We start from the raw sequence: 13523 nt of genomic DNA, 5'->3' as shown, positions 1-13523 counted from the left end.
TGCCGTGGACGATGTCTATACCCCAACAGATGCTTTCAGCTTCTGCACGAGATCAAGTAGCCTGGGCCTTACATCGTTGAGCAGAAAATCGGTGGACAACTGAGAAGCCGGACCACCGCAATTGATGGCCATCAAGGGAAAGCTTCTTCCCAGCTTGACCCCGACGGCGATACCATTGACATCTTTATTCCAATCGCCAAACGAACAAGTACACCCAAGACGCCGGTAATCGAGCAGCGCTTGGTCAATGCCATAGATAATCGCCTGGCTGGCCTGCTCGTCGAGTTCACGGACACGCTCGATGATTTCCAGACGTTCCTGTTCTGTCGCTTCCGCCAGATAGGCACGCCCGATAGCAGACGTTGCAATAGGTATGCGCGACCCCACATCCATGCTTAATGTCAGCGCCGCGCGACTGCGGCTATTCTCGATATAGAGCATAGACAAGCGGTCACGCACGCCCAGCGTTACCATGCCCTGAGAAAAATCAGCCACTTCTTGCATCAAGGGCTTGGCCACTTGGCGGATGTCTAGTTTTGCCAGCATCCCGACACCCAGGGCCAAAGTAGCAACACCCAGGCAATACTTGCCGCTGACTTCATCAGTGGTCAGATAGCCCAGGCGGGTAAGCGTAGCGGTCAACCGCGAAACCGTCGACCTGGGCAAACCACAGCGCTTAGCAATTTCCTGATTGCTGAGCACCTTGTTACCCGAACGAAAACACGCCAGTACCTCGAGCCCGCGGGCAAGCGCCGTCACAAAGTGACGGTCTTGCTCTTTGTGCTGTGCGATGACGGCCGATACCATTAGTGTGTTTGCCGGCGGTTGCGCCAATGACTCAATCAATCGTTCAGCCCCAGGCTTCCGATAATGGTCTCTTCCGCCTTAAAGGTGGTTTCGGCGAATTTGGTGTAGGTTTGGTTGTCCATGTAGAAGGTGCGTACGCCGTAGTTTTCAAGCACCTTAGTAAAAGCCGGGTCGCTCATCGCGGCTTTGACAGCCTGGTCCAGCTTATCGACGATATCTTGCGGCATCCCCTTGGGACCAGCCAGCCCTAAAGGCGAAGGCACTTCAACATCGAAGCCTGCCTCTTTCATTGTGGGCACTTGCGAGAATGCGGCAGGGCGGACATCAGCCGCCGAGGCCAGGACGCGCACCTTGCCTGACTGCATGAAAGGAAGCACGCTATTGGTGACCACAGCAACCTGGGTATGGCCGCCGAGCAAGGCGGCAATGGCTTCGCTATCCCCTTTATACGGCACATGAACGAACTTGATATCCTGATCTTTGCCCAGCTTGGCCAGCACTACCTGATTTCCCGTAAAGCGGCCTGGCGTGCCATATTCGACACCGCCAGGATTCTTTTTGGCAAAGCTGACCAAGTCATTGATGGTCTTGAAAGGCGAGTCGGCAGCCACCGTAACCAAAAAGTCGTATGTCAGGAACGAAGCAATATAGGTCAGGTCGCGAATTGGATCATATCGGGTCTTTTGCAGATAAGGCTGGCGAAAAATGCCAACGGGCGCCATGGTCAACCGATAACCATCTGGCTTAGTATTCATCATATCTACCACGCCCATGGAACCAGCTGCCCCGGGCTTGTTTTCAATAACAACGGGTTGCTTCAGTTGGCGCCCCAGGCTTTCAGCGAGCGCCCGTCCGACGACGTCTGTGGTTCCACCGGGGCCATAGGGCACGATGATGGAGATGGGCTTGTTAGGATAGGCGGCGTCCTGGGCATGAACCGCCGCAACCGGCAATAGGCTTGCCACCAGGCCTGCAAATACTAGCGTCTTGAATTTGTTCATGTGTCTCTCCGTTGTTTTGTAGCGCTGGGTGATCCCGCACTTATATTCTGTTCCGAACTACAGAATTCTATGCTGGATTTTAGGTGAAATCAATGTTGGTTGGTGATAGGATGGCTAATTCATCCCATTTATACACTATTAGTTCTGCTATGTAGAATTAGAAATTATGAACTCATCGCCTGATTCGCTATTGATCAATCGCAACGATCTGGATTTTCTGCTCAACGACGTACTGCAAACCCGCCAACTTCTCGACCGCGACCGCTATGGCGATCATTCCAGCGAAACCTTTACGGCAGCCATCGACACCGCACAAAAGCTGGCCGAGGAATTATTTGCACCTCATAACCGCAAAGCGGACGAAAACGAACCTCATTTCGATGGCGTAGCTGTGAAAACGCTGCCCGAGATAAAAACTGCAGTACGGGCTTTTGCCCAAGCCGGTTTCCTGGCGGCCACCCACGACTACGACTTGGATGGCATGCAATTGCCCGTCACCATTTCGCAGTCTTGCCTGGCCTTGTTTCGCGCCGCCAATGTGGGAAGCTCGGCCTACTGCTTCCTGACGGCGGCCAACGCCAACCTGATCCGTAGCTTCGGCAGCGAAGACCAAAAACGTCGCTACCTGCCGCCGTTGCTTCAAGGCCGCTGGTTTGGCACCATGGCGCTGACCGAGCCCCAGGCAGGGTCTTCGGTGCCAGACTTGCGCAGTACCGCCACACCCCAAGCCGATGGCTCCTATTTGATCAAAGGCCAAAAGATTTTCATTTCGGGCGGCGACCATGACCTGGGCGAAAACATCGTCCATTTAGTGCTGGCTCGTCTACCCGATGCGCCACCGGGCTCCCGTGGCCTTTCACTGTTCATCGTGCCCAAACTGCGGGTGAATGCCCAAGGCCAGGCATGTGAGCCGAATGATGTCGCGCTGGCCGGTCTTATCCATAAAATGGGCTATCGCGGCACGACATCCACGATGCTCAGTTTTGGCGAACAAGGTGCCTGCGTCGGCGAACTGATAGGCGAGCCAGGCAAAGGCCTTAACTGCATGTTCCACATGATGAACGAAGCACGCATCGGTGTTGGCATGGGCGGCAGCATGCTGGCTTATACCGCTTACCTGCATGCACTGGACTACGCGAAGAACCGCCAACAGGGCCGCCCCGTAGGGCAAAATGACCCGACCAGCGCACCTGTCGCCATTATTGAACATGCCGACGTGCGGCGCATGCTGCTCACGCAAAAATCCTATGTGGAAGGCGCACTGCATCTGTGCCTATATGCCGCGCGTCTGGTTGATGACCAAAAAACCCATCCTGACGAGGATGCCCGGCGCGAAGCCGCGCAAGTGCTGGCCTTGCTCATTCCCATCGTTAAATCGTGGCCCGCCCGTTATGGCCTTGTCGCCAACGAGCTGGCAATTCAGGTGTACGGCGGCTATGGCTACACCCGCGAATACCCTGTAGAGCAGTTCTACCGCGACAACCGCTTGAATCAACTACATGAAGGTACGCACGGCATTCAAAGTCTGGATTTGCTGAACCGTAAAGTAGGTATGAACGAAGGCCTGCCGCTACGCCAATTACATTCCCGCGTACTTGCCACCATTGATCGCGCCCACCAAGTGGCCAGACTCAAACCTCATGCCGATCAATTGCTGACCGCTTGGCAAGAGCTACTACGCACGACGGAATTGCTGCTGGCAGCTGCGAGTGACGACTTACGCAAAGCCAGCGCAAACTCGGCCGCCTACCTGGACTTGTTCGGCCATCATGTATTAGCCTGGCTATGGCTGGAACAAGCGGTGACTGCGCAAGCCCAGCTTGAACAGCGGCCTCACTTGGCCGACTTCTACCAAGGAAAACTCGCTGCCTGCGCTTGGTTTTATCATACTGAACTCGCAGCTACCCAACCGCAACACCAATTGCTGCGCGATATCGAACGCCATGCGTTAAACACCAAGGTGGAATGGCTGTAAGTGGGTTTTGCTGCTGCCAGATGACACGCGGCCCGTCAGACAAAAAAAGCCCCGAAACGAATTTCGGGGCTTTTTATTTACTACTTATCTAATTGCTTAGATAGAGCGCGAGGCTTCGAGCAAACGTACAACAGTCCATGACTTGTCGCGGGAGATCGGACGACCTTCTGCGATTTCGACCATGTCACCTTCGTTGTACTGGTTCGTTTCGTCATGCGCTTTGTACTTGTTCGAGCGTACGACGATCTTGCCAAAGACGGGGTGCTTGACGCGGCGCTCAACGCTAACCACGACAGTTTTGTCCATCTTGTTGCTGACAACCCGGCCAACGAGGGTACGCTGGCGCTTGGCTGGTTGGGTATTTTGAGTTTCGCTCATCTTACTTTCCTGCGTTCTCAGTCATGATGGTACGGACACGTGCGATATCGCGACGGACTTTACCAATTTGACTGGTGTTGGAAAGCTGCTGAGTAGCACGCTGCATACGCAGGTTGAATTGTGCTCGCAGCAGGCTCTCGAGCTCTGTATTGAGCTCGGTGGCGTCTTTGGAACGGAGTTCGCTGGCTTTCATGTGGTCTCCTTAAGCACCAATGTGGCGCGACACGAATGTCGTGCGCAGCGGCAACTTAGCGGCGGCCAGGCGGAAAGCTTCACGTGCAAGCTCTTCGCTTACACCTTCCATTTCATAGAGCACCTTGCCGGGTTGAATTTCTGCGACCCAGTATTCCGGATTACCTTTACCGTTACCCATACGGACTTCGGCAGGCTTCTGCGAAATCGGCTTATCGGGGAAGATACGGATCCAGATACGACCACCACGTTTGATGTGGCGGTTGATCGCACGACGAGCAGCTTCAATTTGGCGAGCGGTCAAACGACCGCGGTCAATCGACTTCAGACCGAATTCGCCAAATGAAACTTCTGCACCGCGAGTAGCCAGGCCAGTGTTGCGGCCCTTTTGCTCTTTGCGGTATTTTCTGCGTGACGGTTGCAGCATGGTTTATTCTCCTTCAGGCGCCGGCGCGGCGTCAGGCTTGCGAGGGCCCCGACCACGACTAGCACCAGCTGGACGACGGCTGTCAGGACGGTCGCCACGAGGCGCACGACGCGGACGACGCTCTTCATCACGGGGAGCTGCGGTCTCGGGAGGCATTTCGCCGTTAGGCAACATATCGCCCTTGTAAACCCAGACTTTGATACCGATGATGCCGTAGGTTGTTTGGGCTTCGGCAGTGCCGTAGTCGATGTTAGCGCGCAGTGTGTGCAGTGGCACACGGCCTTCGCGATACCATTCGGTACGGGCAATTTCGATACCATTCAAACGACCTGCGCTCATGATCTTGATGCCTTGAGCACCCAGACGCATTGCGTTTTGCATGGCGCGTTTCATGGCGCGGCGAAACATAATACGCTTTTCGAGCTGCTGGGCGATCGAGTCAGCGACTAGCTGAGCATCGGTTTCCGGCTTGCGAATTTCTTCGATATTGACGTGCACAGGCACGCCCATCAAGCGTTGCAGATCGGCCTTGAGGTTTTCGATGTCCTCGCCGCGCTTGCCAATTACCACGCCCGGACGAGCCGAGTAAATGGTAATACGGGCATTCTTGGCAGGACGCTCGATAATCACGCGACCAACAGAAGCGCTTTTCAGTTTCTTCTTCAGGTATTCGCGAACACGAATGTCTTCGGCGAGCATGCCGCCGAAGTCTTTATCGTCTGCATACCAGCGCGAAGTCCAGTTGCGGTTAACCGCCAGGCGGAACCCAATCGGGTGTATTTTCTGTCCCATTGTGACTCCTTAAGCGCCGACTTTGACCACAATGTGGCAAGTCTGCTTCTCGATGCGGTTACCGCGGCCTTTTGCACGGGCGGAGAAGCGCTTCATCGATTGGCCTTTGTCTACATAAACTGTAGTGACTTTAAGCTCGTCGATGTCGGCACCGTCGTTGTGCTCGGCGTTGGCGATCGCGGACTCAAGCGCTTTCTTGAGCAGACCCGCGGCCTTCTTGGGTGTGAATGTCAGGATATTCAGCGCTTGGGCAACGGACTTGCCGCGGATAAGATCCGCAACAATGCGTGCTTTCTGAGCCGAGATATGGACTCCACGGATAATAGCTGTAGTTTCCATCACTTACCTCTTGGACTTTTTGTCCGCAGCATGGCCCTTGAACGTACGGGTCAGTGCGAACTCGCCGAGCTTGTGGCCGACCATGTTCTCGTTGATATAAACGGGAACGTGCTGGCGGCCATTGTGCACAGCAATCGTCAGCCCAATGAACTCGGGCAGGATGGTGGAACGGCGCGACCAGGTTTTGATCGGCTTTTTCTCTTTGCCTTCGACGGCCGCATCGATCTTTTTGATCAGATGCGCATCGACGAATGGGCCTTTTTTGATCGAACGTGACATATTGTTCGCCCCTTACTTGCGCTTGCGGCGCGAGACAATCATATTGTCTGTGCGCTTATTACGACGGGTTCTGAAGCCCTTGGCCGGAGTACCCCATGGGGAAACCGGTTCGCGACCTTCACCAGTGCGACCTTCACCACCACCGTGCGGGTGATCGACCGGGTTCATGGCAACGCCACGGACCGTAGGACGTACACCACGCCAGCGCATTGCACCGGCTTTGCCGATTTGACGCAAGCTATGTTCTTCGTTTCCGACTTCACCGATAGTTGCACGGCAGTCGATGTGGACACGGCGGACTTCGCCGGAGCGCAAGCGCACCTGAGCGTAAGTACCTTCGCGAGCCAACAGAACAGCCGAAGCACCGGCGGAGCGAGCCATTTGTGCACCCTTGCCCGGAAGCATTTCGATGCAGTGAATGGTGGAACCCACTGGAATGTTGCGGATAGGCAGCGTGTTACCGGAGCGGATGGGAGCATCCAGGCCGGACAACAGCGTTGCGCCTACTTCCAGGCCACGGGGAGCGATGATGTAGCGGCGCTCGCCGTCGGCATAGCACAACAAAGCAATGTGCGCAGTACGGTTAGGATCGTATTCCAGGCGTTCAACTTTCGCAGGAATGCCGTCTTTGTTGCGACGGAAGTCGACCAGACGGTAATGCTGCTTGTGACCACCACCACGATGGCGCACAGTGATGTGACCATTGTTGTTACGGCCTGAACCACGTGTTTTCTTTTCGAGCAGAGCTTCAAAAGGCGCGCCTTTATGCAGACCAGGCGTTACCACCTTGATCATGCCACGGCGGCCGGGCGAAGTCGGCTTGACTTTTACGAGTGCCATTTAATTCACCTCCGTAAAGTCGAGTTCCTGACCGTCTTTGAGCGAAACATATGCTTTGCGCTCGTTACGGCGGCGACCCATGAAACGGCCAAAACGCTTTTCTTTGCCCTTGCGGTTCAAAACCTGCACCGACTCAACTTCTACCTTGAACAACAGTTCAACGGCAGCCTTGATTTCGGGCTTGGTTGCATCCGCGGCGACACGGAAAGCGATTTGCTGATTTTTTTCGGCAACGAACGTGGCCTTTTCAGTCACGATTGGAGCCAGGATTATTTGCAATAAGCGTTCGGCTTTCATCCCAACATCTCCTCGAGTTGAGCGATGGCCGGCTTGGTGATCAGCACTTTTTTGTAGTGGATCAACGACAGCGGATCGGCGTAGCGCGGTTCAACCACGGCAACGTGCGGCAGGTTGCGCGTTGCGAGGTACAGATTTTCGTCGAGCAGATCGGTAATGATCAGCACCGATTCGAGACCCATGCTCTTGAGCTTGTCGGCGGCCAATTTAGTTTTGGGCGCGTCAAGAACAAATGTATCGACGATGGAGATGCGATCTTCGCGAGCCAACTGGGAAAGGATCGCACGAATACCGGCGCGATACATTTTCTTGTTAACTTTTTGCGTGAAGTTTTCTTCAGGCGAATTCGGGAACGCACGACCACCCCCACGCCAGATAGGCGAGGAAGTCATACCCGAACGGGCGCGACCGGTACCTTTTTGGCGCCAAGGCTTTTTCGTGCTGTGCCTGACGGTATCGCGGCCTTTTTGCGCACGATTGCCGCTACGGGCATTAGCCTGAAACGCCACAACGATCTGGTGCACCAGCGCTTCGTTGAAGTCGCGGCCGAAAATCGTATCGGGAGCGTCAAACGTAGACGTGGACTGACCTTGGTCATTAAGGAGCTTGATATCCATGATTAGGCTCCTTTCTTGGCCGACATCTTGATGGCGGGACGCACGATAACGTTGGCGTTCTTGTGGCCGGGGACTGCGCCCTTGACCAGCAACAAGCCACGTTCCGCGTCGACGCGAACGATGTCTAGATTTTGGGTGGTACGTGTAACATCGCCAAGGTGGCCCGACATTTTCTTGCCTGGGAACACACGACCTGGATCTTGTGCTTGACCGATAGAACCCGGAACGCGGTGCGAACGCGAGTTACCGTGCGAGTTACGCTGCGCGGTAAAGTGGTGGCGCTTGATGGTGCCGGCAAAGCCTTTACCGATCGTGGTGCCTGTAACGTCCACTTTTTGACCTGCTTCGAATAGGCTTTCGACGGCCACGACAGAACCTGCTGTAAATTCAGCAGCTTTGACGGGGTCTAGGCGGAATTCTTTAAGGATACTGCCGGCTTCAGCGCCGGCTTTGGCATAGTGCCCTGCCTGTGGCTTGGTCACGCGTGATGCGCGACGGGTGCCGTAGGCAACTTGCACTGCCGCGTAGCCATCGACTTCTGGTGACTTGACTTGGGTAACGCGGTTGTTCGACACGTCCAGTACTGTTACCGGGATGGACTCGCCTTCCTCGGTGAAAATACGGGTCATGCCAACTTTGCGCCCAACCAGCCCCAGCCGATAGGCGGCAGGCGTAGGTGTCGAGTTCGACATCGTTTTCTCCATTCCCGACTGCGATTGGTCGGGGCTAATTACCGTATGTGTAAACCCACCACATACACGATTTCTTGAATCCAAAACTTTTTTGGTCAAGTTTGCCACTTTAGCATGCAATCAATAGACTGAGCAAGTGGGGAATTGGTAAATACCCTGAAAGATTTACCCCCACATCCCAAAAGCAACAGCCGACGATATTCCCTGGATTACTATCGGTCAGCATTTACATTATTAGGGGACCTTGTCTGTGGTGGAACCAAACAAACGACTGGCGTTGCGAGGTGCAGCGCTCAGTTTTCGCGGCGATCCCTTTATCGATGGCGACGAGGCCTCGTTGCACTATGAACAAGATGGCTTGATCCTGATCGAAAACGGTATCGTGACGGCGTTTGGCGACTACCAGGCAGTCAAGACACAACTGCGCGACCACAACATCAAACAGTACAGCGACGCGCTGATATTGCCGGGATTTATCGATACCCATGTCCATTATCCGCAAACGCAAATGACCGGCGCCTACGGCAAGCAGCTTATCGACTGGTTGAACAAGTACACCTTCGTCACCGAGCAGCAATTTGCTAACGCCGATCATGCGACATTGGTGTCCGATTTTTTCCTGGGGGAATGCCTGCGTGCCGGCACCACGACAGCGTCCGTGTACTGCACCGTGCACCCCGGGTCGGTGGATGCCTTTTTCCAGGCGGCCGATAAACGCAATATGCGCATGATCGCCGGAAAAGTATTGATGGACCGCAATGCTCCAGATGCGCTTACTGATACGGCCCAGTCTGGCTACGATCAGTCCGAAGCGCTGATTACCCGCTGGCATGGGCTTAATCGTTTGTCATATGCCATTACGCCGCGGTTTGCGCCATCCAGCACGCCGCAGCAGCTGGAAGCGGCCGGGGCGCTTTGGAAGAAGCATCCCCATACCCATATGCAAACGCATATTGCCGAAAACCAGCACGAGGTCGACTGGGTAAAAAGTCTTTATCCTGAGCGGCACAACTATCTGGATGTCTATTCCCACTATGGACTCGTCGGGCCGCGCGCCATTTTTGGCCACGCCCTCCATTTGGAAGATGTTGAATGGCGACAGCTTGCCCAAACAGGCTCGGCAGTGTCGCACTGTCCTACCTCCAACAGCTTTCTTGGCAGCGGCCTGTTCGACTTCGCTCGCGCCAAACAGGCAGATCAACCAATACGGCTGGGCCTGGCCACCGACGTGGGCGCCGGCACCACGCTTTCCATGCTGCAAACCATGGGCGCCGCCTACAAGATAGGACAGTTAGGTCATTATTCCCTGTCGGCGGCCAAGGCATTCTATCTGGCGACCCGGGGCGCAGCCCAGGCGCTTTATCTGGAAGACAAAGTAGGAAGCATCTCCCCGGGCATGGAAGCCGACTTGCTGGTGCTGGATTTGAAATCGACGCCGCTCATCGACTTTCGCATGCAGCATTGCGAAAACATTGAAGAAGCCTTGTTCATCCAAATGACCATGGGCGACGACCGGGCCACCGAAGCCGTTTATATTGCGGGAGAACTGGCTTATTCACGCCGCACCACAAACCGTTCCACATACTCATTGGCGGGATGATGGCGGATATCATCCGGGGTGCCAACCTGCTCGACCTTGCCGTCACGCAAAATCACGATGTGTTGGCCCAGGCGCAGGGCTTCATCAATGTCGTGGGTAATGAACACAATGGTTTTTTTCAGCCGCTGCTGCAGGCTTAGCAACTGATCTTGCATTTCGTATCGGATCAGGGGATCCAGGGCCGAGAATGCCTCATCCATCAACAACACTTCGGCGTCGATGGCCAGCGCACGGGCAAGCCCTACCCGTTGCCGCATCCCACCGGACAACTCGTCGGGATAGCGAGTGGCATAGTCGGCCAGGCCTACCCTTTCCAGCCACTTTGTCGCCACATGTTTGGCCTGCGTCTTCTTGTCACCCCGCACATAAAGGCCGAACGCCACATTGTCGATCACATTCAGATGCGGCATCAGCCCGAAGCTTTGGAACACCATGCTGATGCTGTGCCGGCGCAGTTCGCGCAGCTCCGGCATACTCAGAGCGAGAATATTCTGGCCATCAACCAGAATTTCACCCGCGGAAGGGTCTATCAGGCGGTTCAGGTGGCGCACTAGCGTGGACTTGCCTGAACCCGACAAGCCCATAATGCAAGATATCTGGCCAGTAGGAATACTGGCGCTGACACCGGCCAATCCGACATTACACCGCGTCTGCGCCTGCACAGTGGCCTTGTCCGCGCCCTGCCGCAATAGCTCCAGCGCCTGGGCTTGCGCTTGCTGATGCCCAAATACTTTATATACGTCGCGGATTTCAATTTTCACGTCGGACATCACAGCTCCTCCCGGCCTTGAAGCCTGCGCCGGCTACGACGCGGCTGACCATAAGCCTGTGTAATCCGGTCTATGACTATGGCCAGAATCACAATCGCCACACCGGCCTGCAGGCCACGCCCGACATCCAGCGTCTGGATGCCTGCCAGCACATCTTCGCCCAGCCCGCGCGCGCCGATCATGGAGGCCACGACCACCATCGACAATGCCATCATTGTGGTTTGATTGATACCCGCCATGATGCTGGGGCGCGCTAGAGGCAAGGTGACCCTGAGCAACATTTGCCAACGGGTTACCCCAAAGGCCTGCGCGGCCTCCATCACATTCGGGTCGACCTGGCGCAAGCCCAGCGTGGTCAGCCTGATAAGCGGGGGTACGGCGTAGATAATGGTCGCGAAAAGCGCAGGGACTTTGCCCAGACCGAACAGCATCAGCACTGGAATCAGGTAGACGAAGCTGGGCAAGGTCTGCATGACATCCAGGACAGGAGTCAGGACGCGGCGCAAGATGCGGCTGCGTGCCGAGATAATGCCGGCAGGAACACCAATCACTATCGAGATCGCCGTGGACACCAACACCAGGGAAAACGTCTGGATCAGCTTGTCCCACAAACCGACCACGCCTATTGCGTACAAACACACGACATACAAGATAGTCGCAACAGGCTTGCGCGTCGCATGCCAAGATAAGACGGCCACCAGTATCAAGAACACCCACGCTGGGATGAGCTGCATCGTGCGTTCTACCGGCAGCAAGATCGCGGTCAACATGAAATCGCTGAGTTGGCGAAAGCTTGCGCCATAAGCCTTGACCATTCCCATCAGCTGTCGATTGACGAACTCCGCGCCCGACCAATGTGGAAATATGCTGTGGGTTGCCGCGTCATCGGCCGTGCTGCCGGCCTGATCAGTACCCAGCTTGGCGGACATCTTCAAGGCGATTGCTGGCGGCAGCCATTGGCGCCAGACATCGGGATGCTCGCGTAAAAACCGGGAGGCAACCACATCGCCCGGCAGCCGCTGTTCCGTCATCAGCAATATCATCTGGTTCAGTAGCGCGGGCTCGAACCGGAGTTGTTCGAAAAAGGCGATCAACTCGGGATTGCTATCGGCGAAGGGCTGTGAAACCCCCACAGCCAGATGCGCCACCAGAAAGTCCGACGGACATAGCTTGCCCTCGCCGCTGACTATCGTGTCCCAGCACGCCTTATTGAAGGGCCCCTGCGCAATCTTGTGAAATTTGTACTTGGCCATCAAGCCGGCAGGCTGCCAGTAGTAAAACAAGATGGGCTTGCCCTGGTCGTATGCCGAACTGATCGCGGAATCCAGCGCCGCCCCTGTCCCCGCCCGAAAGTTCGTGTAGTCCTTCTCCAGACCATGCAGCGCCAACAAGCGGCTATTGGTTTTTTCGCAAACCCAGCCGGTGGGGCAATTCAGAAAGCGCCCCTTTTCGGGCTCTTCCGGATCAACGAACAGCGACTTGTATTTTGGTAAATCTTGCCAGCTATCCAGATCCGGCGCGAATGGTTTGATTCCGCGTTCAGCATCGCCCTTGACCACGTACTCCGGGACGTACCAGCCCTGCTCTGCACCACCCGCCAGCGTGTCGCCCACCACTCGCACTGTGCCGCCCTTAATGGCCTTCTCGATAATGGGAGATCGGCCCGACCACAGTTCCGCAATGATTTGCAAATCGTTTTGCGCCAGTGCCGATTCGATCGCGGCAGTCGTACCAGGCACGATCTCGGCCTTGCACCCGTAACCGTCCTCAAGAATTTGCCGTATGACGCTGGTTGTGAAACTGGCGCTTTCCCATGCTTGATCGGCCAGTTTGACGACCTGGCCGTTATTGCACGAAGTCGTTTGGGAATAAGCCTGCAATGGCCATAATCCCGACAACACCAGCATGGCGATACCAAAGAAAATGTGCAATTTCTTCACCGGCGGGCTCCTTGACCTGGTAAATCGGAACTGAATAGGCCCGAAATCCAGCGGGGCCGGCCATGCTTACGATGCAACAGCACAAAAAAAACGCCATGCTGAAAGCATGGCGTCTTTTACTTACCGCGCCATAGGCGCCGTGTACAGCTTACTGCAAAGCGATTTCCACGTCCACACCTGCGGGCAGGTCCAGGCGCATCAGGGCGTCAACAGTTTTATCTGTTGGATCCACGATGTCCATAAGACGCTGGTGCGTGCGCATTTCGAACTGGTCGCGCGATGTCTTGTTGACGTGCGGTGAACGCAAAACGTCGTAGCGGCGAATACGAGTAGGCAGAGGCACTGGACCACGCACTACCGCGCCCGTGCGCTTGGCTGTTTCAACGATTTCGGCGGCCGACTGATCGATCAGCTTGTAATCAAACGCTTTCAAACGGATGCGGATTTTCTGGTTTTTCATGGGAATTCCTAAAGAACGAATTAGGCAGAGGCAATACCGCCCCTGCCCACGCTAACTATTACTTGATGATGGTAGCAACCACACCGGCGCCAACCGTACGGCCGCCTTCGCGAATGG

At 55.5% G+C, this 13523-nt stretch carries 17 protein-coding genes; 2 read left to right on the top strand and 15 right to left on the bottom strand.

Annotated elements, in window-relative coordinates:
- Nucleotides 1–15: 15 nt before the first annotated feature.
- Both ABWO67_RS08970 and ABWO67_RS08965 read right to left on the bottom strand, forming a co-directional pair.
- Nucleotides 16–807, bottom strand: coding sequence for an IclR family transcriptional regulator (locus tag ABWO67_RS08970; RefSeq protein WP_353150598.1), 792 nt, complete (start codon nucleotides 805–807; stop codon nucleotides 16–18).
- Between the two features lie 35 nt (nucleotides 808–842).
- Nucleotides 843–1808: a tripartite tricarboxylate transporter substrate binding protein gene (locus ABWO67_RS08965; protein WP_353150556.1), complete on the bottom strand. Its 966-nt coding sequence runs from the start codon at nucleotides 1806–1808 to the stop codon at nucleotides 843–845.
- Nucleotides 1809–1974: 166 nt separating this feature from the next.
- On the opposite strand from ABWO67_RS08965, the gene ABWO67_RS08960 reads away from it, so the two are divergent.
- The gene (locus ABWO67_RS08960) at nucleotides 1975–3783 is read left to right on the top strand and encodes an acyl-CoA dehydrogenase (protein WP_353150553.1); all 1809 of its coding nucleotides are present in this window, start codon (nucleotides 1975–1977) and stop codon (nucleotides 3781–3783) included.
- A gap of 96 nt (nucleotides 3784–3879) precedes the next feature.
- Here ABWO67_RS08960 and rpsQ read toward each other — a convergent pair whose 3' ends face one another.
- From rpsQ to rplC, 10 genes are read right to left on the bottom strand one after another with little or no spacing between them, the layout of a single operon-like run.
- Entirely contained in the window at nucleotides 3880–4161 is a 282-nt protein-coding gene (gene rpsQ, locus ABWO67_RS08955; RefSeq protein ID WP_353150551.1) for a 30S ribosomal protein S17, read from the bottom strand.
- A 1-nt stretch (nucleotide 4162) separates the two neighbouring features.
- Nucleotides 4163–4354 carry a 50S ribosomal protein L29 gene (rpmC, locus tag ABWO67_RS08950; protein WP_180021080.1) on the bottom strand — a complete coding sequence of 64 codons (192 nt, stop codon included), beginning with the start codon at nucleotides 4352–4354 and terminating at the stop codon, nucleotides 4163–4165.
- A gap of 9 nt (nucleotides 4355–4363) precedes the next feature.
- Entirely contained in the window at nucleotides 4364–4780 is a 417-nt protein-coding gene (rplP, locus tag ABWO67_RS08945; RefSeq protein WP_132637556.1) for a 50S ribosomal protein L16, read from the bottom strand.
- A gap of 3 nt (nucleotides 4781–4783) precedes the next feature.
- Nucleotides 4784–5572 carry a 30S ribosomal protein S3 gene (rpsC, locus tag ABWO67_RS08940; protein WP_353150547.1) on the bottom strand — a complete coding sequence of 263 codons (789 nt, stop codon included), beginning with the start codon at nucleotides 5570–5572 and terminating at the stop codon, nucleotides 4784–4786.
- A 9-nt stretch (nucleotides 5573–5581) separates the two neighbouring features.
- A complete protein-coding gene (gene rplV / locus ABWO67_RS08935) occupies nucleotides 5582–5911 on the bottom strand; it encodes a 50S ribosomal protein L22 (protein WP_353150545.1) in 330 nt (109 codons plus the stop codon).
- Between the two features lie 3 nt (nucleotides 5912–5914).
- Nucleotides 5915–6190: a 30S ribosomal protein S19 gene (rpsS, locus tag ABWO67_RS08930; protein WP_130011039.1), complete on the bottom strand. Its 276-nt coding sequence runs from the start codon at nucleotides 6188–6190 to the stop codon at nucleotides 5915–5917.
- A 12-nt stretch (nucleotides 6191–6202) separates the two neighbouring features.
- Nucleotides 6203–7030, bottom strand: a complete 828-nt coding sequence (gene rplB / locus ABWO67_RS08925; RefSeq protein ID WP_353150543.1) for a 50S ribosomal protein L2 — start codon at nucleotides 7028–7030, stop codon at nucleotides 6203–6205.
- Nucleotides 7031–7327, bottom strand: a complete 297-nt coding sequence (gene rplW / locus ABWO67_RS08920; RefSeq protein WP_132637564.1) for a 50S ribosomal protein L23 — start codon at nucleotides 7325–7327, stop codon at nucleotides 7031–7033.
- Nucleotides 7324–7944 carry a 50S ribosomal protein L4 gene (gene rplD, locus ABWO67_RS08915; protein ID WP_353150539.1) on the bottom strand — a complete coding sequence of 207 codons (621 nt, stop codon included), beginning with the start codon at nucleotides 7942–7944 and terminating at the stop codon, nucleotides 7324–7326. The genes rplW and rplD overlap by 4 nt, the downstream gene beginning before the upstream one ends.
- Nucleotides 7945–7946: 2 nt before the next feature.
- Nucleotides 7947–8636: a 50S ribosomal protein L3 gene (rplC, locus tag ABWO67_RS08910; protein WP_353150537.1), complete on the bottom strand. Its 690-nt coding sequence runs from the start codon at nucleotides 8634–8636 to the stop codon at nucleotides 7947–7949.
- 250 nt (nucleotides 8637–8886) lie between these two features.
- Here rplC and guaD point away from each other — a divergent pair, with 250 nt between their 5' ends.
- Nucleotides 8887–10236, top strand: a complete 1350-nt coding sequence (guaD, locus tag ABWO67_RS08905; RefSeq protein ID WP_353150535.1) for a guanine deaminase — start codon at nucleotides 8887–8889, stop codon at nucleotides 10234–10236.
- On the opposite strand, the gene ABWO67_RS08900 is transcribed toward guaD, so the two are convergent.
- From ABWO67_RS08900 to rpsJ, 3 genes are all read right to left on the bottom strand, one after another.
- Nucleotides 10188–11006 (bottom strand): quaternary amine ABC transporter ATP-binding protein, encoded by an 819-nt coding sequence (locus ABWO67_RS08900; RefSeq protein ID WP_353150532.1) that lies wholly within the window; start codon nucleotides 11004–11006, stop codon nucleotides 10188–10190. The two genes, guaD and ABWO67_RS08900, sit on opposite strands and share 49 nt — an antisense overlap.
- Nucleotides 11006–12946 carry a glycine betaine ABC transporter substrate-binding protein gene (locus ABWO67_RS19325; RefSeq protein WP_502929988.1) on the bottom strand — a complete coding sequence of 647 codons (1941 nt, stop codon included), beginning with the start codon at nucleotides 12944–12946 and terminating at the stop codon, nucleotides 11006–11008. The genes ABWO67_RS08900 and ABWO67_RS19325 overlap by 1 nt, the downstream gene beginning before the upstream one ends.
- Before the next feature lie 148 nt (nucleotides 12947–13094).
- Nucleotides 13095–13406 (bottom strand): 30S ribosomal protein S10, encoded by a 312-nt coding sequence (rpsJ, locus tag ABWO67_RS08885; protein ID WP_013743964.1) that lies wholly within the window; start codon nucleotides 13404–13406, stop codon nucleotides 13095–13097.
- Between the last annotated feature and the right edge of the window lie 117 nt (nucleotides 13407–13523).

The sequence above is a fragment of the Pollutimonas bauzanensis genome (assembly GCF_040393045.1).
In the GTDB taxonomy this organism is placed as follows: domain Bacteria; phylum Pseudomonadota; class Gammaproteobacteria; order Burkholderiales; family Burkholderiaceae_B; genus Pollutimonas; species Pollutimonas bauzanensis_A.
The sequence above is the reverse complement of the archived record's forward strand: the minus strand, read 5'-3'. Positions and strand labels throughout refer to the sequence as shown.